19 protein-coding genes are annotated in these 25124 nt (G+C 43.6%); 18 read left to right on the top strand and 1 reads right to left on the bottom strand.

Going from position 1 to position 25124, the window contains the following annotated elements:
- Positions 1–4: 4 nt before the first annotated feature.
- From G8O23_RS12465 to G8O23_RS12380, 18 genes are all read left to right on the top strand, one after another.
- Positions 5–1624, top strand: a complete 1620-nt coding sequence (locus G8O23_RS12465; RefSeq protein WP_166365314.1) for a RagB/SusD family nutrient uptake outer membrane protein — start codon at positions 5–7, stop codon at positions 1622–1624.
- A 263-nt stretch (positions 1625–1887) separates the two neighbouring features.
- Complete coding sequence (locus G8O23_RS12460; protein ID WP_166365312.1) at positions 1888–3537, top strand: sodium:solute symporter; 1650 nt, start codon at positions 1888–1890, stop codon at positions 3535–3537.
- Positions 3538–3539: 2 nt separating this feature from the next.
- Positions 3540–4238, top strand: a complete 699-nt coding sequence (locus tag G8O23_RS12455; protein WP_166365310.1) for an NUDIX hydrolase — start codon at positions 3540–3542, stop codon at positions 4236–4238.
- 23 nt (positions 4239–4261) lie between these two features.
- Positions 4262–5752, top strand: a complete 1491-nt coding sequence (gene araA, locus G8O23_RS12450) for an L-arabinose isomerase (protein WP_166365308.1) — start codon at positions 4262–4264, stop codon at positions 5750–5752.
- An 11-nt stretch (positions 5753–5763) separates the two neighbouring features.
- Positions 5764–6453 (top strand): L-ribulose-5-phosphate 4-epimerase AraD, encoded by a 690-nt coding sequence (gene araD, locus G8O23_RS12445; RefSeq protein WP_166365306.1) that lies wholly within the window; start codon positions 5764–5766, stop codon positions 6451–6453.
- A 28-nt stretch (positions 6454–6481) separates the two neighbouring features.
- Positions 6482–8149, top strand: coding sequence for a ribulokinase (locus G8O23_RS12440; RefSeq protein ID WP_166365304.1), 1668 nt, complete (start codon positions 6482–6484; stop codon positions 8147–8149).
- Positions 8150–8184: 35 nt separating this feature from the next.
- The gene (locus G8O23_RS12435; protein ID WP_166365302.1) at positions 8185–9345 is read left to right on the top strand and encodes an aldose epimerase family protein; all 1161 of its coding nucleotides are present in this window, start codon (positions 8185–8187) and stop codon (positions 9343–9345) included.
- Positions 9346–9470: 125 nt separating this feature from the next.
- Positions 9471–11180: a DUF885 family protein gene (locus G8O23_RS12430; protein WP_166365300.1), complete on the top strand. Its 1710-nt coding sequence runs from the start codon at positions 9471–9473 to the stop codon at positions 11178–11180.
- A gap of 43 nt (positions 11181–11223) precedes the next feature.
- A complete protein-coding gene (locus tag G8O23_RS12425; RefSeq protein WP_166365298.1) occupies positions 11224–12696 on the top strand; it encodes a sodium-dependent transporter in 1473 nt (490 codons plus the stop codon).
- Between the two features lie 102 nt (positions 12697–12798).
- Positions 12799–15918, top strand: a complete 3120-nt coding sequence (locus G8O23_RS12420; RefSeq protein WP_219932508.1) for a glycoside hydrolase family 2 TIM barrel-domain containing protein — start codon at positions 12799–12801, stop codon at positions 15916–15918.
- A 41-nt stretch (positions 15919–15959) separates the two neighbouring features.
- Positions 15960–17333 (top strand): DUF6055 domain-containing protein, encoded by a 1374-nt coding sequence (locus G8O23_RS12415; RefSeq protein ID WP_166365296.1) that lies wholly within the window; start codon positions 15960–15962, stop codon positions 17331–17333.
- A 184-nt stretch (positions 17334–17517) separates the two neighbouring features.
- Positions 17518–18210, top strand: a complete 693-nt coding sequence (locus tag G8O23_RS12410) for a DUF6624 domain-containing protein (RefSeq protein WP_166365294.1) — start codon at positions 17518–17520, stop codon at positions 18208–18210.
- 347 nt (positions 18211–18557) lie between these two features.
- Positions 18558–20201 carry a dipeptidase gene (locus G8O23_RS12405; protein ID WP_166365292.1) on the top strand — a complete coding sequence of 548 codons (1644 nt, stop codon included), beginning with the start codon at positions 18558–18560 and terminating at the stop codon, positions 20199–20201.
- Positions 20202–20308: 107 nt separating this feature from the next.
- Positions 20309–20749, top strand: coding sequence for a single-stranded DNA-binding protein (locus G8O23_RS12400; RefSeq protein ID WP_166365290.1), 441 nt, complete (start codon positions 20309–20311; stop codon positions 20747–20749).
- Between the two features lie 37 nt (positions 20750–20786).
- Positions 20787–22124: a gliding motility-associated protein GldE gene (gene gldE, locus G8O23_RS12395; RefSeq protein ID WP_166365288.1), complete on the top strand. Its 1338-nt coding sequence runs from the start codon at positions 20787–20789 to the stop codon at positions 22122–22124.
- Positions 22117–22698, top strand: a complete 582-nt coding sequence (gene gldD / locus G8O23_RS12390; RefSeq protein ID WP_166365286.1) for a gliding motility lipoprotein GldD — start codon at positions 22117–22119, stop codon at positions 22696–22698. The genes gldE and gldD overlap by 8 nt, the downstream gene beginning before the upstream one ends.
- Positions 22699–22708: 10 nt before the next feature.
- Positions 22709–23347, top strand: coding sequence for a 4'-phosphopantetheinyl transferase family protein (locus G8O23_RS12385; protein ID WP_166365284.1), 639 nt, complete (start codon positions 22709–22711; stop codon positions 23345–23347).
- Between the two features lie 3 nt (positions 23348–23350).
- Positions 23351–24061, top strand: coding sequence for a geranylgeranylglyceryl/heptaprenylglyceryl phosphate synthase (locus G8O23_RS12380; RefSeq protein WP_166365282.1), 711 nt, complete (start codon positions 23351–23353; stop codon positions 24059–24061).
- A gap of 53 nt (positions 24062–24114) precedes the next feature.
- On the opposite strand, the gene G8O23_RS12375 is transcribed toward G8O23_RS12380, so the two are convergent.
- Positions 24115–24705 carry a hypothetical protein gene (locus G8O23_RS12375; protein WP_166365280.1) on the bottom strand — a complete coding sequence of 197 codons (591 nt, stop codon included), beginning with the start codon at positions 24703–24705 and terminating at the stop codon, positions 24115–24117.
- Positions 24706–25124: the final 419 nt, after the last annotated feature.

Below are 25124 nucleotides of genomic sequence, written 5' to 3'. Positions count from 1 at the left end.
TGTTATGAAACATAAAAGAATAATAACAGCAATTCTGGTTGCGCTTCCTCTGCTTACCTTTACCCCTTCATGTACAGATTTAGAGGAAACTGTGTACTCATCGCTGGCAGCACAGGATTTTAACCCAACGGAAAACGATTTAGCTTCCCTAATTGCGCCCGTTTATGTTCCTATGCGAGCTATGATGATGGGATGGCAAGGCTATTTTGATGTGATGGAGGAGCCCGCCGATATAGTAGTTACTCCTGCGAGGCCAAATGGATGGTATGATGGGGGAACCTATCACCGTATGCACCGCCATGAATGGACATATACCCAATGGCAACCAACCAACCTGTGGAATAACTGCTGGAGCATTATTAATAATGCGAACAGGGTTATCTACCAAATTGAATCCGGTGACATACCTCTTGAGGGTGAAATCTACGATAAAACTTTAGCGGAGTTGAGAGGTGTTAGGGCATGGTCCTACTACATTTTAGTCGATAGCCATGGTAATGTTCCTATTGCAACTGATTTTACCGATGAAGAACCACCACAACAGTTCACACGGCAACAAGTATTCGATTTTGTTGTAACTGAGCTAACTGACGTGCTAGATCATCTGGAAACAGAGGTGAATACTAACTCGTATGGCCGATTTACAAAGTGGGCTGCCTTTACTACATTAGCTAAGCTTTACCTAAATAAGGAGGTATACACAGGTACACCCGATTGGCAAAAGGTAATAGATTATACCCAAGAGATAATTGACCACGCACCATATATGCTAGAGGATAGCTACAAAACAAGCTTCCTAACCGACAACGAGGGGTCGAAGGAAATTATTTGGGCAGTGCCTTACGATGATGTTTTGGCTACGCAATGGAGTCAGCATATGAAGAGCCTAAACCCCAACCACAGGCTTGTACTTAATATGGAGTCACAACCTTGGGGAGGCAGCTGCGGAGTTCCTCAGTTTATTAATACTTACGATCCTGATGATACCCGTAAGCAGGATACATGGATAATGGGCGATCAGTATAAGTACAACACTGATGAGGTGCTCTTTACCTACGATAACTACCTGCCCAGTATGGGAGGCGACTACGGTGATCTTCCTACTATGGAGAATGGTTATAGGCTTGGTAAGTACGAAATAAAGGTGGGTGCCAAGGCTGCTTTAAGCAACGATTTTGTTATCTTCCGCTATGCCGATATACTCATGATGAAAGCCGAGGCATTGCTTCGTATGGGACAATCAGGCCCTGCTGCACTAATTGTATCGGAGGTTCGGGAACGTGCTTTTAAGGATAATCCCAGTAAAGCCACTGTAACTGGTGCTGAGTTAGAAATGGGCAGTAGCTACAACTATGGATGGTATCAGAATGGCGTTGTAACTAGCCCCGAGGGAGGTGCCGATATTCAGTATGGTCGTTTCCTCGATGAGCTTGGATGGGAGTTTGCTTTAGAGGCAAGGCGCAGGCAAGATCTTATCCGGTTTGGTGTGTTCCATACCAAAACTTGGATGAACCACAATCCTACCTCTATACAGAAATCAATTTTCCCCATTCCTGAAGGCGCAATGCTTACTAACCCCAACTTGAAGCAAAATCCGGGTTATCCAGGACAGGGAAATTCATAAAATAAGGTTTAGGTTTAGGTTGAGTTAAGTTTTAGGTTTACGCTTTTTTATTGGTTTATCATTGGAGAAGGGTATGAAACCCTTCTCCTTTGTTTACTGTTGATAACAGAATTCACAAAGAAACACAAAAGGGTAAACTCCAGTATTTGGCAAAATTTCTCAATCTGATAATTGATTACCATTTCTTTTTTAGTTTGAATATTAGTGTTATTTTTACACGTAATTCAAGTTAGGATTATTGATAATATTTTAATTAGCAGAATATGATACTTTTAGACTGGCTGGTTTTAGGAGCATTTATCCTTCTAATGATTCTTGTAATCTGGTGGGTAGTTCGCCAGAAAGAAGAAACCTCTTCCGATTACTTTTTGGCCGGGCGGAATGCAGGATGGATTGCTATTGGAGCATCAATTTTTGCTTCAAACATAGGCTCTGAACACCTTGTGGGCCTTGCTGGTGCTGGTGCCGAAACTGGGATGGCCATGGCTCACTGGGAGATGCAGGGATGGTTAATACTTATACTTGGGTGGGTCTTTGTACCCTTCTACTCTAGAAGTAAAGTTTTTACTATGCCTGAATTTCTTGAAAGACGCTATAATACCGCTTCACGAAATTTTCTATCCATTATCTCCCTGGTTAGTTACGTTTTAACAAAAGTTGCTGTAACGGTTTACGCAGGGGGTATCGTCTTCAAGGAAGTATTTGGTATTGAAGAATGGATGGGGATTGACTTTTTCTGGATTGGTGCTGTTGGTCTAGTACTAGTTACGGGGGTATACACCGTTTTGGGTGGGATGAAAGCCGTACTTTACACGTCCGTTTTGCAGCTACCAGTGTTGCTCCTTGGATCAATTGTTATCGTCGTGGTAGGCCTACAGGAACTTGGCGGATGGAATGAGATGATGACCATTTGTGGCGCAAAGGTAACAGCGCATGGTGACTCAATGACAAGCCTAATGCGATCACATAGCGATGCCGACTTTCCGTGGACCGGGGTTCTACTCGGCTCTGCCATAATCGGTTTTTGGTACTGGTGTACCGATCAATACATAGTACAACGGGTACTATCTGGCAAGGATCAGAAACAGGCTCGCCGAGGCACAATTTTTGGCAGCTACCTCAAGCTTTTACCAGTATTTATTTTCTTAGTTCCCGGAATGATTGCATACGCCCTAAGTCAAAAGGGTTTACTTGAACTTAGTAGTTCCGATGCTGCTTTCTCCACTCTTGTTAGCAACTTGCTCCCTGCTGGGGTTCGAGGAATTGTGGTTGGAGGAATTATAGCTGCGCTTATGAGCTCGTTGGCTTCGCTATTTAATTCCTCAGCTATTCTCTTCACAAAAGATTTCTATGAAAAGATTCGACCCGAAAGTTCTGAGAAGCATTTGGTAAAAGTTGGTCGAATTGCAACTGTAGTTATAGTGATTCTGGGTATGCTTTGGATCCCAGTAATGCGAGGAATAGGCCAAGTGCTGTATGCGTACCTTCAGGACGTTCAATCATTACTCGCCCCTGGTATTGCATCGGTGTTCTTACTTGGGGTTTTTTGGAAAAGGGCTACTCCAACAGCTGGATTTACGGGTCTACTTACAGGGTTTATTCTCGGAATGACAAGGCTTGTTGCTACAATATTCGCCAACTCCCTAAGCCCCGATAGCCTTTTCTATAAAGTAATACTTCAACCTAACTGGCTGCATTATTCAATTTACCTGTTCTTCCTTTGTATTGTAGTTATTGTTTTGGTATCTTTCGTTACCAAACCAGCTGATGCATCCAAAACTGTAGGCCTTACATATGGCTCAGCAACCGCTGAACAACTAGCCGAAACTCGAGCCAGCTGGAATAAATGGGATGTAATTAACACCATTATCATTTTAGGTATTACAATAGTATTCTATATTTATTTCTGGTAACAATGGCAAAACACTCGCACTATCAAGGATTTGAAAAGCATTACGTAGCAATAGACAGCATTATCTTTGGGTTTGACGAAGGTAAATTAAAGCTGCTGCTTATTAAACGAAAATTTGAACCGCATAAGGATAATTACTCGCTTATGGGGGGATTTGTTCGAGAGAATGAGGGGATTGATGACGCTGCCTACCGTATCTTAGAAGATTTGACAGGGTTAAAAACCATCTACCTTGAACAGCTACAAACCTACGGGGAAGTAAAACGTGATTCTGAAGCACGGGTAATATCTATTGCATACTACGCATTGATTAACATAGCTGATTATGATGAGGAGCTAGGGCAGAAGCATGGTGCCGTTTGGTTTCCTATTGATGAGTTGCCTCCACTAATCTTCGACCACAACGAAATGGTTAGTAAAGCAATGAAAAGGCTGAAACGAAAAACTGTGATTGAACCCATTGGTTTTGAACTATTACCCGAGAAGTTCACGCTTCCTCAGCTGCAAAAACTATACGAAGCAATACATCAACACCCCCTTGATAAGCGAAACTTTAGAAAGAAGATTCTGTCGATGAAGGTTCTTTCCATGCTAGATGAGAAGGATAAGTCCAGTTCAAAAAGAGGAGCATTCCTTTACATGTTTGATAAGGAAAAGTACGATTACCTGATCAGCAATGGAGACTACTTTGAACTGGTTTAGTATTTACACAAAAAAAACAATAAATGAATAGCACAACCTCTCTTTGGTTTCTAACCGGAAGCCAACACCTATACGGTGATGAAACATTAGAAAAAGTTGCCCAAAATAGTAACGAAATTGTTAAGTTCTTTAACAGTCAAAATATTCCGGTTCAAATTATGCCAAAACCGGTTTTAACCTCAAGTGAAGCAATTGCCCAGATTTGCCTTGAAGCTAATGCTGATCGTAGTTGTATTGGGGTTATCTGTTGGATGCATACCTTTTCGCCTGCTCAGATGTGGATCAACGGTTTAGAAATTCTCCAGAAACCATTCCTGCATCTTCATACCCAGTTTAATCGCGATATCCCGTGGAATGATATGGATATGGATTTTATGAATCTGAATCAATCAGCCCATGGCGATCGTGAATTTGGCTATATCTGTAGCCGTATGAACTTGAACCGCGCAGTGCTAGTGGGACACTGGCAAGACGAACAGCTAATAGTTGATTTGAACAGCTGGTCGAGAGCAGCTCTAGGTTGGAATGAATCAAAAAGTTTAAAGGTTGCTCGGCTTGGTGACAATATGCGCGATGTAGCCGTAACCGAAGGAAACAAAGTTTCAGCACGCATCCAGTTCGGATGGTCTGTGGCTGGCTATGGTGTTGGAGAACTGGTTCGATTTGTAAATAAGGTCTCCGATTCTGAGATTGAGGGATTGATAAATGAGTACTCCCAAACCTACAGCCTCGATACCAAATTCCTGGCCAACTCGTTCAATAAGTCTCAACTTGTTGAAGCTGCCCGCATAGAGCTTGGGATGATCCATTTTCTTGAGGATGGTGGTTTCAAGGCTTTCACCACTACATTTGAAGATCTGCACGGACTAAAGCAGCTGCCAGGTCTGGCAGTGCAACGCTTAATGGAAAAAGGCTATGGTTTTGGTGCCGAAGGTGACTGGAAAACCTCTGCCCTACTTCGCTGTATGAAGGTGATGTCTCAAGGGATGAATGGTGGAACTTCATTCATGGAGGACTATACTTACCACCTTGATCCGCATCAGATGAAAGTTCTTGGAGCCCATATGCTTGAGGTATGCCCAAGCATAGCCGAAACCAAACCAAGCCTTGAAGTACACCCTCTTTCAATTGGAGGGAAAGAAGACCCTGCTCGATTGGTGTTTAGCGCCAAACAGGGGAAAGCTCTCAATGCAACTATGCTCGATATGGGTAATCGATTCCGCTTGCTTGTAAATACTGTAACAGCCGTAAAGCCCGAGCAACTCCCCAGACTTCCTGTTGCCAGAGCATTATGGATACCTGATCCAGATCTTAGGACTTCAGCAACTGCATGGATTCTGGCTGGCGGAGCACACCATACTGGCTTTAGCTTCGACATCAAGCCAGCACATATGCAATACTTCGCTGATATGGCTGGTGTGGAGTACCTTCAAATTGATGAGAAGACGGAGATCCATAGTTTTAAAGATCAGCTACGTTGGAACGAAATGTATTATCAACTTAACAAAAAGTAAAACATATACATATGCTTTTTAACCTGAGAAAATCAGTTCTTGAGGCTAACCTGATGCTTAAGGAATATGGGTTGGTTGTATTTACTTGGGGTAATGTAAGTGCCATAGACCGAAGCACAGGCCTGGTAGCCATTAAGCCTAGCGGGGTGGAATATGAGCATATGAAGGTAGACGACATTGTTGTTGTTGACCTGGATGGTAATAGGGTGTTTGGCGAGTTAAATCCATCGTCGGACACTGCTACCCATTTAGAGTTATACTCAAAGTTTCCCAATATTGGAGGGATAGTTCACACCCATTCCCCCTGGGCAACATCACGAGCTCAGGCAGGAAAGTCTATACCAACATACGGAACGACACATGCTGATCATTTTTACGGGGAGATTCCATGTACAAGGCCAATGAACGCCGACGAAACCCAAAATGATTACGAGAAAAACACAGGCCATGTAATTGTCGAAAGATTTGAATCCATTGACCCCAAAACTATGCCTGCGGTTCTTGTCCACGGCCATGGCCCATTTACTTGGGGTAACGATGGCAAGGATGCTGTTTATAACGCAGTTGTACTTGAAGAGGTAGCCAAGATGGCCTTTCACACCGAACTACTTGGTAATGAAACACCTATCGACCAACATCTGATCGATAGACATTTTCTACGCAAGCATGGGAAGGATGCCTACTATGGACAAAAGAAGTAAGTATTACTTTACAAAAAAAACAGATTCAATGAATAAATATGTTATAGGCCTCGATTATGGGACGGATTCCGTTAGGGCAATAATTGTTAATGCCAAAAATGGAGAAGAAGTGGGGTCGGGAATTTCATACTACAAACGATGGAGCCATAATTTTTACTGCGACAAGGTTAACAATCAGTTTCGCCAACATCCTCTTGATTACATCGAGAGCCTTGAAAAAGCCGTTGGGAAAGCCATAGAAGAGGCCGGAAAGGAAATCGCCCACTGTATTGTTGCGATTTCGGTAGACACTACGGGCTCAACCCCTGTGGCTGTTAACAAGGAGGGTGTGCCCCTTGCTCTGACACCAGAATTTAAGGAGAACCCAAACGCTATGTTCATTCTATGGAAAGATCATACCGCCCTTAAAGAAGCTGATGAAATCAATAATCTAGCGGCAACATGGGGCGGTGTGGATTTTACCAAGTACGAGGGGGGAATTTACTCCTCGGAATGGTTCTGGGCAAAGATTTTACATATGCTCAGAGTCGACCCCAGCCTTAGGAACGCTGCATACTCATGGGTGGAGCATTGCGACTGGATTCCGGCACTGCTATGTGGTACTAAAAATGTGGATCAAATAAAGCGCAGCCGATGTGCTGCAGGTCATAAAGCAATGTGGCATCCCGAATGGGATGGATTACCCTCTGAAGAATTTTTGGTTAAGCTAGACCCCCTACTTGCTGGTTTACGCGAAAGACTATACACGGAGACCTATACCTCCGATCAGGTTTTTGGAACCATTTCCTCTGAATGGTCCGATCGACTAGGTTTACCTTCCGATGTGGCAATTGGTGTTGGGGCTTTCGATGCACATCTTGGTGCCGTTGGTGCACAGATTAAGCCCTTCTACCTGAGCAAGGTAATGGGTACATCAACCTGCGATATGGTGGTTGCTCCTACAGCTGCTGTAAGCCAAAAGTGTGTAAAAGGTATCTGCGGTCAAGTGGATGGTTCAATTATTCCGGGTATGATGGGGCTAGAGGCTGGCCAGTCAGGCTTTGGCGATGTGTACGCATGGTTTAGGGATGTGTTGATGTGGCCAGTTAAACATATTATTCCCAATATCAACGGAGTAGCTCCTGAACAAGCTCAGGAAATTACTGATATTGTTTCGGATTCCATCCTCGCTGAGCTATCGAAAGCAGCAGAGTCAATAAATCCTGAGGAAACAGGTGTTGTTGCCCTCGACTGGTTCAACGGCAGGCGAACCCCCGATGCAAATCATAACCTTAAGGGTGTAATTGCTGGACTAAACTTAGGAACCAATTCCCCAGCAATATTTAGGGCTCTAGTGGAAGCTACAGCCTTTGGGTCAAAACGCATTGTTGAGCGGTTTAAAGAGGAGGGAATCCCGATAGAGGGAGTTATTGCTCTGGGCGGAATCTCCAAAAAGTCGCCGTTCGTAATGCAAATCGTTACCGATATACTCAACATGCCCATCCTGGTGGCTAAAAACGATCAAACGTGTGCCCTTGGATCGGCAATGGCGGCCTCTGTGGTTGCAGGTGTGCATCAAACCTTCGAAGAGGCACAAGAGCTGATGGGCAATGGATACGAGAAAGAGTATACTCCTCGTCCAGAGTACGTTGATATGTATCAACGGCTTTACGAAAAATACCAGCAGCTAGGCCATAACATTGAAAAGATGTATTAACCCAATGCTGTTACAAACGCTAAAAAATATTCGTTATGACCTCAAAACAAGTTACAATTATGCTAATTGCCCTTTCGTTTTGCTGCATCATAGGAAGTTGCAATAGCGGCCAAAAGGTAAAGTATGCACCCGGACTTGTGCTACTAGCTGCTGATGATTTTGATGCCGAACTTGATGGGCAAAAGACAAGCCTATTTACCCTTCAGAATGCCAATGGGATGAGGGTTGATATAACCAACTACGGCGGAAAGATTGTTAGCATAATAGTACCCGACAAGGATGGTGTGTTTGATGATGTTGTTACAGGATACCGTTCAATAAATGAGTACCTCAGGTCGGGGGAGCCCTACTTTGGAGCAATCATAGGCCGGTATGGAAATCGCATTGGCAATGCTACTTTTACTATTGATGAGAAACAGTACCAACTCCCCATTAATAATGGGCCAAACCACCTGCACGGTGGAGACAATGGCTTCCACACCGTTGTGTGGACACCTCAACTTATTGACGATAAAACCCTGAAGTTAACTTACCTCTCGAAGCATTTGGAGGAAGGATACCCAGGGGATTTACGCACCGAGGTAACCTATGCGCTAACCGACGCCAATGAGCTGGTTATTACCTACAATGCTACTACGGATAGGAAAACCCACGTGAACCTTACTAACCATGCATTCTTTAACCTAGACGGTGAGGGTAGCAAAACCATCAATAACCATAAGCTTAAAATCAATGCGCTATCCTTTACCCCTGTTGATGCAGATCTGATTCCAACAGGAGAAGTTCTTTCGGTAAAAGATACTCCCTTTGATTTTACAGAGTATAATACTATTGGGGCAAGAGTTGACGATGAGGACACCCAGCTAGAGTTTGGGAAAGGGTACGACCATAATTTTGTGCTAAACCGTGCTACAGCATCTGAGCTCGAGTTTGCTGCTAGTGTATACTCACCGGAAACAGGAAGAATGATGGAGGTACTTACCACTGAACCGGGCATTCAATTCTATGGAGGGAATTTCCTTACTGGAAGCGAAACTGGAAAGAGAGGTGAACCATACACCCACAGAAGTTCATTCTGTTTGGAAACCCAACACTTTCCAAACTCCCCAAACCAATTGAACTTTCCATCCACGTTACTGAACCCGGGCGAAACTTACTTCTCCCAAACAATATATAGGTTCACTCTGAAGAAGTAAACCGTTTGAGCAATTACCCCAACCGAGGGTTATTTACACCGATCAACGCTTGTCTTTCAAAGAAATAGGAATGCAAAAATGCATTCCATTTCTTTGAGATGTTACTAACCTTAATTGCTACTAGAATGAAAAGAATTTGGGGGCTAACTCTTATTACCATCCTTAGCCACATAGCATTACTGGGCCAGCCAGCAGACCTATATGAACCCATCGCAAGGTATCATGCCGATCGTGGCGCTCTAGAAAGGAAATATACCCTGAAGGAAACACAGGAATACTACGAACGCATCAACAAGCATTACACCTACTGGCTTAACGTTTTAAAAAGTATCGATTACAAAGGCCTGTCTGGAGACGGAAAGGTAGACTATGTGCTGTTCAAGAACAGGTTGGAGAGGGATCAATTTCTACACAATCTGCGAACTGAAGACTTTAAACAAGTACAACACGTAACAAGTTTTGCTGAAGATTTGTACGCGTTCATTCGTGCAAGGCGAAGAGCCAGCCCTGTTACCGGAGCCAAAGAGGCGGCTCTATTTCATGAAACCGAAGGCAAGGTAAGGTACGCCCTCACTCAGCTATCGCCACAGAATGCGTTTTCATCGTGGATGGAAGCAGAGCTTGCGTCGAACGTTGTAAAGGATTTACGGCTTAACCTTACCGAAGCTTGGAAATTTTACTTTGGTTACCATCCAGAGTTTACTTGGTGGACCGAATCGGCATACAAAAGCCTAGAAAAAGCATTAGGTGATTACGAGGAAGCCCTCAAAAACCACTACACTTCTCAGCTAGCAAAAGATGATGGAAGCGACATCGTGGGAAAACCCGAAGGAAGAAAAGCCCTAATCAAGCGTTTACAGTACGAGTTTATCCCTTACTCACCCGAGGAGCTGCTAGCAATAGGCGAAAAACAATTCGAATGGTGTACCCAAGAGATGATAGCCGCCTCCAGAGAGATGGGGTTTGGTAACGACTGGCGAGCAGCACTTGAACACGTTAAGGATCAGTATCTCCCCCCAGGAGATTTACCCGCTACAATCAACAAACTTGCCGAGGAGGCTATTGCGTTTCTTGAAGACAACAACCTACTTACTATCCCCGATATGGCCAAAGAGACCTGGCGGATGGAAATGATGTCTCCTGAAATGCAGTTGATCAATCCCTTCTTCTTGGGAGGAGAACGAATTAGTATATCCTATCCCACCAACACCATGCCGCATGAAGCCAAGTTGATGAGCCTGAGGGGTAACAATCCACATTTCTGTATGGCCACCGTACATCATGAACTAATTGCTGGTCATCATCTTCAAGGATATATGAACCAGCGCTACAAGCCCTACAGGAACCAGCTGGGAACCCCATTCTGGCTCGAGGGGTGGGCATTGTACTGGGAATTTTTGCTTTACGAAAAGGGATTGCCCAAAACCCCTGAAGACAAGATGGGCTTTCTGTTTTGGCGTAAGCACAGGGCAGCACGTATAATTTTTTCACTCAGGTATCATCTGGAGGAGATGACCCCACAAGAATGTATTGACTTTCTGGTGAATGAGGTGGGGCACGAGCAAGCTAATGCCGAGGCAGAGGTACGCCGGTCGTTTACACAACGCTACGACCCGCTTTACCAGCTTGCCTATATGATTGGGGGCATTCAGTTTCAGGCGCTACGGGCCGAACTGGTGGATTCGGGGAAGATGACCTTCCGAGAGTTTCACGATAAGATTATGCAGCAGAATAATATCCCTGTGGAACTTTTACGAGCAGTACTCCTTGAGCAAGACGTGAAGAAGAACTTCAAATCGACCTGGCGTTTTGCTAAAGGTTACAATTTAGAATAGGCGAACTTCATCTGATCCAATTTTTCCATTAACCTCCTATAGGATGAAAGGGAAACAACAATTTTTTTCAAATAAGTTAGGGTTTTTAATGGCGGCAGTGGCTATGGCCGTTGGAACAGGAAACATATGGCGATTCCCCCGAATGGCTGCTGCTAACGGTGGTGGTGCATTTCTAATTGTACTAATTATTGCAGTGATTGTTTTCTCGGTTCCTCTGCTAATGTCTGAAATGGCAATTGGACGATATTCCCGAAAAGGATCCATTGGAGCAATAGGTGATGTGGCAGGAAGAGGACACTCCTGGGTGGGGGCTTGGTTAGCATTTGTATGCATTGCCATAACCTTTTACTACTCTGTGGTCACAGGCTGGACATTAAAATACGTTATGGTAGCCCTTCAAGGTAAGTTTACATCAGGTGTTAGCACCAGAGCTCTTTGGGAGACCTTCTCAACGAACCCAACAGAAACAATATTTTACCATTTTCTGGCAATGCTCGGTACGTTTGTTATACTTTACCAAGGGATAGTTAAAGGGATAGAACGTTTTACAAAAATTTTAATGCCCATACTTGGAGTACTGCTTGTTGTAGCGGCTGTTTGGGCGCTAACCCTACCAGGATCATCATTAGGCGTTAAGTACCTATTCCAGGTAGATACAAGTTCACTCTTAAACCCTAGAATTTGGCTCGAAGGTTTTACACAAGCAGCTTGGTCAACTGGTGCTGGGTGGGCTCTCATGATGACCTATGCTATTTACACCAAGCCAAAAAGTCCCATTGGGGGTAGCATGTATATTGTAGCAATGGCCGATGTGCTGGTTGCAGTTATTGCTGGTCTTGCCATTTTGCCAACAATCTTTGCATTGGCACCCGATATGCAGTACGCTCAACAGGCCCTTGAATCGGGAAATGTGGGGCTTACGTTCATCTATATGTCCGAACTATTCACCTCAATGCCAGGAGGAGCTGTAATTGCCATTGTTTTCTTTCTGTGCCTGTCATTTGCTGCCATTTCATCACTCATATCGCAAGTTGAAGTGGGTGTTGCCAACCTAACTACAGGAGGTTTCCCTCGAAAAAAAGCAGTGGCTATTGTTTGCGGAGTTGCATTTATATGCGGTATCCCTTCAGCCTACAGCATTGATTTTCTTAACAACCAAGACACCGTGTGGGGTGTTGCTCTACTGCTAAGCGGACTTTTCACTTCGGTAGTAATCATAAAGTTTGGTGTGGAGAAACTCCGTAGAGATCATATAAACCAGGCTGGCTCAAAAATTACAATTGGTCGGTGGTACAATGTAATGACCTACCTAAACCCATTTGTAATACTTACAATTTTGGGCTGGTTAATCTATGGATCAGTAGTTTCCGATCCGCAGAACTGGTGGAATCCACTAAAATTATCTAGTACAGCTAACATGATTATGCAATGGCTTGTGGTTCTGTTTACACTAATTGCCCTCAACAAATGGTTGCATAAGCGTTTCGCTGGAAATTCACGACACATCCGGGAGTAAGCCACTAGCTAACAGCAAATGAAGTGAATCAGAAAAAGAAAATTTGGTTTATGCCCTCTGACAATTGAGTAGAATTATTTATTGTGCACAAAAATACGCCCTATGAGTTCAAAACAATTTTTTCTGTACCTGATGTTGTTACCTCTGGTAAACTGCTCACTTTTAGCTGCCAATGAGTGGAATAACCCCAATGTTATAAGCATTAACACAGAGCCTCCCCGAGCCACATTTATGCAGTACGATAATCTGAATATGGCTTTACGAGGCGACTACATCAACTCCAAAAGTTTTATCCTACTGAACGGACAATGGAAGTTTAATTGGTCGGCCAAGCCAAGTGAGCGCCCCAGTGAATTTTACAAGCCGAACTATGATGTGTCGAGCTGGGATCAGATTCCCGTACCGGCTAACTGGCAGATGCACGGGTATGACTATGCAGTGTACATTAACAATGGGTATCCATTCCCAAAGAATGCTCCTTATGTTGATAGCACATACAATCCCGTTGGATCGTACAGAGTAACCTTCAGCGTTCCCAAAGGATGGAAGAATCAAGAAGTATTTATCCACTTCGGAAGCGTTAACTCCGCTTTCAACATCTGGGTTAATGGGCAAAAGGTTGGCTATAGCCAAGGTAGCAAAACCCCTGCTGAATTCCGGATAACCGATTATGTGAAAAGAGGGGAAAACACCCTTGCTGTAGAGGTGTACCGTTGGTGTGACGGGAGTTACCTCGAAGATCAAGATTTTTGGAGGCTCAGCGGCATTCAGCGCGATGTTTACCTGTACTCAACGCCCAAAACTCGAATTCGCGATTTTTTTGCAATGTCCACGTTGGATAAATCTTACCAAAATGGAGTTCTTGACCTAACGGTTGACCTGCACAGTCACGAGCAAAGGCTACCCTCTAGTATGGCTCTTACGGCCATGCTTTACGATAACGATAAACTAGTATACGAAGAGACTAAGCCTGTGGCCTTCACCAGCAAGGATGAATCTGTGTCATTTGCGTACATTTTAAAAGATGTAAAAGCATGGTCGGCCGAAACCCCCTCGCTCTACCACTTAGTACTCGCACTTAAGGATAGAAAGGGCGCGACGGTACAGCTTACAGGATCGAAGATTGGATTTAGAACATCAGAAATTGCCAATGGGCAACTGCTAATTAACGGAAAACCCGTTTTAATGAAAGGTGTTAATAGGCATGAGCATGATCCTATAGCTGGACATGTTATTTCTGAAGAATCTATGGTAAAAGATATACAACTAATGAAGCAGCATAACATCAATGCTGTACGAACATCACACTACCCCAACGATCCCTTATGGTATAACCTGTGCGATGAGCATGGCCTTTACGTTTGGGATGAGGCCAACATTGAATCTCACGGGTACGGCTACGAAATTGACAAAACATTGGCCAACAGGGAAGAGTTTAGAATTGCTCATATAGATAGAATGAAAAGAATGGTGGAGCGAGACAAGAACCACCCCTCAGTGATTGTCTGGTCGATGGGTAACGAGGCGGGGACCGGAATCAGCTTCCTACAAGGATACAAATGGATTAAATCGCGCGATGAGTCACGGCCAATTCATTACGACCGTGCTGAACGCATGACTAATATTTTAGAACGGCATACCGATATTATTGGTTGGATGTATGCCTCAATGGATCATATTAGTAAGGAGTACCTTTCTAAACCTCAAGATCGACCCTTCATTTGGTGCGAGTATTCCCATGCAATGGGAAATAGCAATGGCAATTTGGTTGATTTGTGGGACTTTATATACGAGCATCCACAAGTTCAAGGGGGTTTTATTTGGGACTGGGTTGACCAAGGACTTCTTACACGAAAAGAAAATGGGGTTGAGTTTTGGGGGTATGGCGGTGACCTAGAGCCTAAAGGCGTTCGAAACGACCACAACTTCTGTCTTAATGGGCTGGTAAACCCCGACCGAAGCCCGCATCCCGCATTGTACGAGGTGAAAAAGGTTTATCAAAACGTTTTGTTTAGGTCAAGCAATCCTGCCAATTTAAGTTTTTCCATTACCAATATGTACGACTTCACAAATCTGTCGGACTACCGTGTGGAATGGGAACTGCTTAAAAATGGAAAGCAACATACTATGGGGATGTTAGATATAATGAACTTGAAGCCATACCATACTCAAACCATTGAACTACCTCACTTACAGCAGCACATTACACCAGAAAGCGAGTATCATATAAACTTTTATGTTTTCACAACCAAAGAAACCGCAATGGTTCCTGTAGGGCACCTAGTTGCCTATGAGCAATTTGCCGTTGGCCCTCTAGCGCCAAGTGCTCATGTAGCTCAAAAAGAGGCAAAGATATCTGTGGTGCAAGATGACAAGTTGGTGAAAATTAACACTTCAGCGTGGGGTTTATCTTTTAACACACAGCGTGGTACGCTTGAAAGCATTGAGGCCGGAGGTACGAATATACTTAAGCAAAGCCCTAGCATCAACTTTTGGCGTGCTCCTACCGATAATGATTTTGGTAACGGAATGCAAAAGCGATGCGAGCCTTGGAAGAATGCAAGCGAGAACCGAATTTTGACTAGCAAGGAAGTAAAGCTTGTAACACCCGATAGCGTTTATGTAGAGTTTACTTTCTGGTTACCCGATGTTGCCTCAACAGCTAAAACTCGATACACAATCTCAACAAAAAATGGGATTTGGGTTGAAACAGAATTTACCCCAGGCCAAGACAACTTGCCCGAGCTCCCCAGGTTTGGCACCAATCTCGAAATACTATCGGAGTACAGCAACGTGAAGTGGTTTGGACGAGGCCCTCATGAGAATTATAGTGACCGAAAAACAGCATCAACCGTGGGCGTTTACCATGCTACCGTGAGCGAGCTGTATTTCCCATATATTCGTCCACAGGAAAATGGCTACCGAACCGATGTGCGCTTTGTTGAATTCACCAACGATAAAGGGAATGGGATACGATTTGTTGCCGATTCGTTGATTAGTTTTAGCGCTCATCATAATCGAATCGACGATTTTGACCCAGGCCTTACCAAAGGGCAAAGGCATTATGTTGATATTACCCCAAGAGATTTGATAAGCATCAACATAGATTTAGGCCAAACGGGGGTGGGTGGCGACACTAGCTGGGGGCAAAGAGCATACCCACACTATACCCTATTCCCACAGGAGTATAGCTATAAATTCAGGATCGAAATTATTTACTAAATATTCTGTTTATTTTCAACCATTTCTAACCCCAAAAAGTAATGAGAAGAATTAATACTTTTCAGAAAGTTGCGCTTATTACTATACTTGCAATGGCTTTGTATGCCTGTGGCTGCAATGTGAGCGAGCCTAAAATTGAAGAACCTCTGAAGGAGTTGTACCTACCCTCTCAGATAATATATGTGCCCGAAGGGAATGATTACGAGAACAACGAAAGCGATTTTAGCTTTTCACGAATGAAGGAAACCAATAATGTGGCCATTTTCTGGCATAAAGAGTATGGTGCAAATCCCTTGCTTAACCCCGATGAAAGTAAACGCTTCGATGTAACATTCGCGCTTAATGAATGCGACAGGATTTATAGATACTATGTGAATGAGCTCAAGATGGTGAAGAAAGGGGAATCGCTGAGCGATAAATACAAGCTACTTGTATTTGTTTTTGGCGGCGATGAGGCTACGGCTTTTGGCGGTGGACTAGAGGAAAAGGTGGGTGCTATTTGGACTCCTGCCGTTAGAATTAACAAAACTCCCTACGGAGCTCTTGCTCATGAAATGGCTCATAGTTTCCAGTATTTAAGTAGATTTGATTGTGGAGTTGGTCCTAGAGGCCCAATTATGGAGATGTCTGCTCAGTATATGCTTTGGCAGGTATATCCTGAGTGGATGACATTTGAAAACTATCACCTTGAAGGGTTTATGGGAAAGACGCATTTTGCGTTCCTGCACCCCACAAATATGTATCATTCGCCTTACGTGTTAGAGTACTGGTCCCAAAAGCATGGAAAAGATTTTTATGGAGAGCTAAGTAGAAGAACTGAGGCTGATGAAGACCCAGTTGCAACATACAAGCGTATAACCAATATCTCGCAGGAACAGTTTAATGATGAAATTTTTGATGCATCACGCAAATTCATAACTTGGGATCTGAAAAGAGTTAATGAGATAGCAAGTAACTATGCTAATCAGCATTACACAACACTTATTCAAATGGAAGATGATTGGTTTAGGATCGACTCAACTAAATGCCCCCAAAATTATGGCTATAATGGCATTAAACTAAACTTGCCTGCTAGTGGAACTAAGATTAAGCTTATGTTTGAAGGGATTGCTGGGTCTCAAGGCTACAATCAGATAAAAACTCAATTCGCTGGATGGCGCTATGGGTTTGTGGCTTCATTAAAAAACGGTAAACGTGCTTATAGCCCAATGTATAGCAAGCCAAAAGATGAAGTTGAATTTGATGTCCCTAAGGATACCGAACACTTATGGCTGGTTGTTAGCGGGGCACCTACTGATCATTGGCCAATAGAGATGCAGTGGGGGAGAAAAGCCGAGCCTGTACTCGAAGAACAATGGCCCTATAAAATTAAGCTTAGTGGCACCACACTACACCTTTCGGCGCTAGGACAGTAATTGGAATAGATTTTCAGGGGCTATTGCAAAGTACCAATTTTTATTAAAAATATCAATAGTTGGAGAGTCTGGGTTAATAAGGTAAACAAGTACTTTTATAATCCCCTTTAGTGCACTTGGGTGCAAATGCTTTTTGGAGGGGAAATCAAAGCCATAATTAAAACTACATCGAAGAAAAAAGAGAATGAAAAGAATCAACTTACTGATAGCCTTAAGCCTGACAATTCTTAATGTCACAAATGGACAAGAACCAGAAATGTGTTTTGATAAGATTAAGAAAACTCACAATCTTAATCAAAAGGAAGAACGTCAAGTAACGGTTACAAAAGTAAATACAGGGGAGAAAGAAAACGAAATTCTAGTAGCAATCCTTGATAGCATTTATTATGAAGACCAAAAGTATCGCAACCTACTAGTAGAAATTGAAAAGAAATTCGGTGGGGAATCTGATGAAGTAAAATCTTTATGGAAAATCATCAATGAAAAAGACTCTTTAAATCAAATAGTAGTTAAAAATATACTGGATGAGAATGGCTGGCTTGGCGTTGATGTCGTAGGCGAAAAAGGTAATTCTACTCTTTTTCTTGTTATTCAGCATTCTGACCTTGCAACTCAAGAGAAATATTTGCCAATGATGAGACAGGCGGTTCAGGAAGGAAATGCTTTTTCAAAAGATTTGGCATACCTAGAGGATCGGGTTGCATTAGCAAATGGGGAAAAGCAGATATACGGTACTCAAGTTGAACGCAATAAAGAAACAGGAGAATACTATGCACCATTTCTAATTGAACCAGAAAATGTTGATAAAAGAAGGGCTGAAGTAGGTTTGTTCCCACTTGAAATTTACTTTGCCATAATAAAACAAGTTATTGAATAGATAAAAAGCATGGTTTCAAATAAACAACACTTGCTAACAAAGAGTGTATCCAATGCAGTTGAGTAGTAAACGTTTAAACCTGTATAAATAGAAGAACTAATTCCATTTCCAAAAAGCTATCCCAGGAGTGCACCATGGTGCCAACGTCCGAGGTAAGCCACTACTCCACCCCCAAGCTTATCGATAATTTTTTGGCTGCAGAACCAGCTGCCAAATATTTTCTGAACAACGGCTAGCCCAACGTGGTGCAGCCTTTCTAAGTATTGAACACGAATTGAGCACGATTCTACTTTTTTAGCAAAAAGCAAGGACTTATATTTGTAGCTTTCTCAATAAAAAATTAAGTTATGAAAACTTTGCTTGCCAAACTATTCGTGTCAATTACCTTCTTATTACTAATAGCTCCTATGCCTAGCAATGGGTGCACAAGCGTTCTCGTTTCGAAAGGCGCCAGTGCCGATGGTAGCGTAATAACCAGCTGGACCTACGATGTGGTTGGTTTTATGGCTCCACTACATTTTTACCCAGGGGGCGAGTATGCCAATGACGACTCGCTGAGGCTATATAGCTTCCGTGAGGGTAAATACATTGGCACCATTAAGCAGGTACCACGAACCTATAAGGTAGTGGGCAATATGAACGAGAAGCAGGTCTCCATAGGCGAAACCACCTTCACCGGACGAAAAGAACTTCATGGTGGAAATGGTTTTATCGATTACGGTAACCTAATCTACATAACCCTGCAAAGAGCAAGTTCTGCTCGCGATGCCATTCGAATAATGGATGAACTCGCTAAGGAGTATGGATACAGCGATACCGGCGAGTCGTTCACCATTGCTGATAAGAACGAAGCATGGGTGCTCGAATTTATTGGGAAAGGCGAACACGGCAAGGGTGCAGTGTGGGTAGCAGCCAGGGTACCCGATGGTTACATAGCTGCTCATGCAAACCAAGCTAGGATTAGAAAAGTTAATTGGAAAGATAAGGACAATTGGATGTGGGCCGACGATGTGGTTGATTTTGCTCGCCAAATGGGTTGGTTCAAGGGTAAAGACAAAGACTTTAGCTTTGTTGATGCCTACGCCCCGGTTTCTCCACGCTCGCTTCTAATGTGCGAGGGCCGTGTTTGGAGCATCTTCAACAGAGCTGCTCCATCGGCAGAGTATTCGGCCGATTACTGGCGATGCGTTGAGGGTGCCGAGCCCTACCCCTTATTCATTAAGCCCGACAAGAAGATTAGCGTTCAGGATGTAATTGCTTTCCATCGCGATCATTTCCATAACACACCATACTATACAGGCGAAGGCATCGCAGCTGGCCCATTTGGTAATCCATATCGCTGGCGTCCCCTAACCTTTACCCTCGAAGGCGATTCAACCCAATACGCTTGGGAGCGCACCGTATCGCAAACCCAAACAGCTTTCTCGTACATCACACAGGCACGAAGCTGGTTACCCGATGCCATAGGCGGAATAGCGTGGTACTCGGTTGACGACACCTACTCCACCGTTTGGATGCCGTTTTACATGGCAACCAATGCAGTACCCCCATCGCTCAAGGGAGGAAGCCCCATTGAATTTTCATGGGAATCGGCCTTCTGGGTATTCTCAACCGTTAATAATATCTCGTACGGTATGTACAATCTTGTTATTGATGATATCCTTAAGGTGCAGCGCCAGCTGGAGGATCGTGTATTTGCTATGGTTCCAGCCATCGACAAGGCAGCCGAAGTGCTACACGAGACCAACAAATTGGTGATGGAGGACTACCTCACATCGTTTAGCGCCGACAATGCAGAGCAAGTTGCTGAGCAATGGAGAGAGCTTGCAAAGCACCTGCTGGTTAAATACAACGACAGGTATATTCGGGAGGAGATTAGGATAGATTCATGGCCAAAGGGTACAGGCTATCCGCAAGAATTTTTGCAAAAAGCCATTGAAGAAAAGCCAACCTACTACGAAGTAGGATGGCGAAAAAAACAAGCCGAATAGGTATCAACTGGGTTAATGACAGATAGCATATTAAACCTTTAGGTGTGCTCATTTTTAATTGTTATGCTTATATTTGTATGTTGTACAAACCCTAAATTAAATTAGCTATGAGCGTAAACAAAGTAATTCTGGTGGGCAATGTAGGAAAAGACCCCGATGTAAGGCACCTAGAGGGTGGCATTGCCGTAGCGCGTTTTCCCTTGGCTACTAACGAAACGTATACCGACAAGAACGGTCAGAAGGTTACCCAAACCGAGTGGCACAACATTGTGGTTTGGCGAAATCAGGCTGAGATTGTGGAGAAGTACGTAAAGTCGGGCAAGTTGCTCTATGTAGAGGGCAGGCTACGCACAAGTTCATACGACGATAAGGAGACCGGTGTGAAAAAGTACTTCACCGAGGTGTACTGTACAAACTTTAGGTTTTTAGGCCCTTCAACGGGTGAGGTTCAGGACAATACTAAGCAAAACGCCCCAGAAACCAACACCCAAAGAACCGACAAGCCCGAACCACCTATGCCTGAACCCGAAGATGACCTTCCTTTCTAAATCAAGGAGGTTTAGTGTTTAACAAAACTATTGCATTTTGGAATCTGGCGATCATTTTTTAGCCAACATATTAATCTTGGCCGACATCTCGTTTTACCCCATCACTCTGGGAATAATTTTTGGCATCGTAGTGCTAGTGATTCTCCTAGTATTATCTAGCTTAGTATCGGGTTCAGAATCGGCATTCTTCTCGTTAAGTCCTGCTAACTTAAAGTACCTGGAGGATAACCCTACCAAAACCAATGCTGTGGCGATAAAGCTGCTCCAAGAACCGGAGCAGCTACTTGCCTCCATACTTATTGCGAACAATTTCATCAATGTTGGTATTGTTATACTTTCGGCATTCATTACCAACGCAACAATCGATTTTAGCCAATCGCCAATCATTGGTTTTGTTGTTCAAGTTGTGGTAATAACATTTATCCTACTGCTATTTGGCGAGATAATACCAAAAATTCTGGCAACGAGCAAGTCCTTATCCTTTGCTCGCTTTATGGCCCTTCCACTTTTTATCATCACCAAGGTGTTTAGGCCCTTCAACTACCTGCTGGTTTCGTCAACGGCACAAATGAATCGGAGGTTCTCCCAAAAGCGAAATATATCTATCGATGAGCTTAGCGATGCACTTGAGATTACCTCAGGGCATCATCCCGAGGAGAAAAAGATACTTAAAGGGATTGTGACCTTTGGGCATACCGAGGTTAGAGAGATCATGAAGCCAAGGCTTGATGTTGTTGCCCTCGATAAAACAACTGGTTTCAACAAGCTAAAATCGGTAGTGGTTGAGTCGGGGTACAGCCGAATACCCGTTTACGAGAACTCATTCGATGAGGTAAGGGGAGTGCTATACGTTAAGGATCTGCTACCCCACATTGACGAACCAGACGATTTTAACTGGCAAAAGCTGCTTAGGGAGCCATACTTTATCCCCGAGAGCAAAAAGATAAATGTGCTCCTGTCGGAATTCCAGGCAAACCGTATTCACCTTGCCATTGTGGTAGATGAATATGGAGGAACCTGCGGGATAGTGTCGTTGGAGGATATACTGGAGGAGATAGTTGGGGAGATATCGGACGAATCGGATGAGGAGATATCGTTGTACACTAAGATTGACGATTACAACTACCTTTTCGAGGGGAAAATACTGCTCAACGATTTTGCCAAGGTGCTAAATGTAAGCGATTCGGTTTTTGATGATGTAAGGGGTGAGGCCGAAACTCTTGCCGGCGTTATACTTGAAATGATTGGACACCTGCCAAGTAAAAACGATACAATAAATCATAAGTACTTCAAGTTCACCATCGATTCGGTTGACAACAAGCGTATTCGAAGAATAAAAGTGTCCATCGACAAGCATATAAATCAGCATGAGTAGAATCAGAATCATATTTTTCGTTATCCTTGGAGTAATCCTTCTCCAGGCTTGTGGTGGAGGCTCAACGCCCAAACCCCGTGGCTACTTCCGTATCGACTTTCCTGAGAAGGAGTACCAACTTTTAGACTCGGCGCACTATCCCTACCGTTTCTCCTACCCAACCTACGGAACGCTTGTTAACGACGACTCAAAAATTGCAGAGGATTACTGGGTGAATATCGATTTTCCACAGTACAAGGCGCGTATACACATAAGCTATAAGGAGGCACAAAACCGACTCGATTCGCTAACTGAAGACTCTCGCACCCTAGCTTACAAGCATGCGCTTAAGGCCGAAGCAATTAGCGAGAAGTTTTTTGAAGATCCAGAGAAAAAGGTTTACGGAATGCTATATAACCTAAAGGGGAATACTGCCAGCTCATGGCAGTTCTATGTAACCGACTCGGTAAAACACTTTGTTAGAGGAGCCCTTTACTTCTCGGTAAATCCCAATAAGGATTCACTCTCACCGGCCATCGATTTCTTTGGGAAAGATGTTGTACACATAATGGAAACCATAGAGTGGAACCACTAGAATAATTACTATGGCCATAAAACACCTACATAGAACTGAAGACTTTATACTTGGCGTGTGGCGACTTGAAGAGGACGAGGAGACCCTAAAGCAGAAGGTAGGTGGCACATATTTTCCGGGGCTTGCCCGTATTACCAACGAAAGACGAAGGCTTGAGTGGTTGGCCGCACGCTCGCTACTTAGGGAGTTTGGGTACGAGGGGCATGTGATGTATCACCCTACCCGGCGTCCCTTTTTAGCCCATTCGCGGTCGCACATCTCCATAACACACTCCTATCCATTTGTTGCGGTTATCATGAGTGAGAAGTTCCATGTAGGCATCGATATTGAATCGTTTGCCCGGCCATTTGCCCAGGTTAAGGATAAATATCTCTCGAAACGAGAAAAGAAATGGGTTGATAACGACGACAATCGGAGGCTTGCTCTGATATGGAGCGCAAAGGAAGCCATTTACAAGCTACCGGGGATGAGTGGCCTTGGCGGCTCCGATATGGAGCTAAAACCTATCGAACATTTATCTGACGAAGGAAAGCTAGAGGCTTCGGTTCGCCTTGGCAATACCATTCAACACTTCCTTCTCAACTACCAATACTTGGAGTACTTTAACGTGGTATGGGTGTGCTGTAATCCTAAAACTTTAGTTTGGTAAGCCATGGTATACTCCACCATAAAAAGCTCAAGGGGCGCATTTGCGCTACTTATTGACCCCGATAAACAAACGGACAACCTCCCCGATTTGGTTACAAAGGCGGAGAGCCTTGGTGTTGATTTAATACTGGTTGGAGGCAGCCTTGTAAAACGAGGAATGGAGGAAACCATAGCAACCATAAAAAGTAACTGCAGAATACCAACGGTGCTGTTTCCCGGTAGTGTTTTTCAGTTTACCCCAACTGCCGATGCCATACTACTCCTTTCGCTAATCTCGGGTCGTAACGCTGAATACCTCATCGGCAATCACGTAATCGCCTCGCAAGCAATAAAGGAAAGCAAGATGGAGGTTATCCCTACCGGATACATGCTGATTGATTCTGGCCAAACCTCATCGGCACAGTATATGAGCAACACATCGCCTATTCCCAGCAGCAAACCCGACATTGCCCTTGCAACGGCATTGGCTGGCGAACAGCTGGGTTTAAAAACCATATACCTCGAAGGGGGAAGCGGCGCCCAGGACTCCATTCCCGAAACGTTTATAAAAACTGTTTGCGATAGTATTGATATCCCAGTGATAGTAGGAGGAGGCATAAAAACGCCAAAGCAAGCTAACGCAATACGAATGGCAGGCGCATCGATGGTTGTGGTTGGCAACTCCATCGAAAAGAACCCTCACCTACTCGAAGAACTGGTGGCAGCATCGCGATAGGCAATAAAAAACGCAGGAAGAGATCCTGCGTTTTTGGCTTTATGCAATTCTCTTTACTTACTCTCCCTAGCAGCAAACTCGGGCTTAAGCTCACCCTTCTCGTTGAACCAACCGGGCAAACCATACCATTTCTCGCGTGAGTTGGGAAGTTTCTGCGTTTGCAACTTCTTCTCCATGGTAACCAATTTAGATAGTGCCCCAGAAATTACCCTCTTTACCTTGGGGGCATCGCTTTGAGGAACCTTAAACTCCTTTAGTGCCAGCTCATAAATTTCGGACGATAAAGATGGCGACTTCTTATCGCTGATAGCTTTTATAACAAAATCGTTCCATTTCACTTTATCCTTACCTCTCCCCTTATCAACTATTGGTTTTCTGGTTCTTGCTCCAGCTTTTCTTTTTGCTGCACTCTTTGTTGCAACTTTTCTTTTGGGCACAGCCTTTTTCTCTGCCGAAGGTTTGGTTGGCTTTAGCTTTTGGTATTGAGCCATAAGCTCCTCCTCCTTGGGGGGATCAAAATCGGCATTAATTTTCTTTAGTATGGCTGTTAGGTGCTCAACCCTTTTTAATGCTTTATCCAATTCGCCTAAGTAAATGTCGCGCAAATGGTTAAACTCTGCATTGGTGAGAGATAATTTTTTCATACTGTAAATAGTTTAGATTATAAGTATTTGATAAAAAACTGGTTTTAAAAGTAGTACTATTATTTCTTTTTCAATAAAAAATGAAAATAAAATTTACTTTATATCGTCTAAGTCTATAAATTGAAAGCATTCTGAAAAAATGAGGCTATCAAAAATGTTTTAGTATGTCTCTGAGAATTTATTATTTGAAGAAAATCTAGCATAGGGCTTGCTGAATAAAACATAAACATCTGGTTCCCTAATAATTGAACAACATATTTGCTCTGTCAAGTGCAAGGAAATTCAAGCGTTTCTGCTAAAACCCTTGCACCTGTATACCTGGGCGTTGCCCAGTCATGTTCGGAAGATTAACAGATTGAAATTGAGAAATATAAGGTCAGGATTGTAGTTGAAATTAAAGAATAGGTGCTTTATTAACA

This window comes from Perlabentimonas gracilis (assembly GCF_011174675.1).
Taxonomy (GTDB): Bacteria; Bacteroidota; Bacteroidia; order Bacteroidales; family Tenuifilaceae; genus Perlabentimonas; species Perlabentimonas gracilis.
This window is presented reverse-complemented; position numbering and strand designations above follow the sequence as displayed.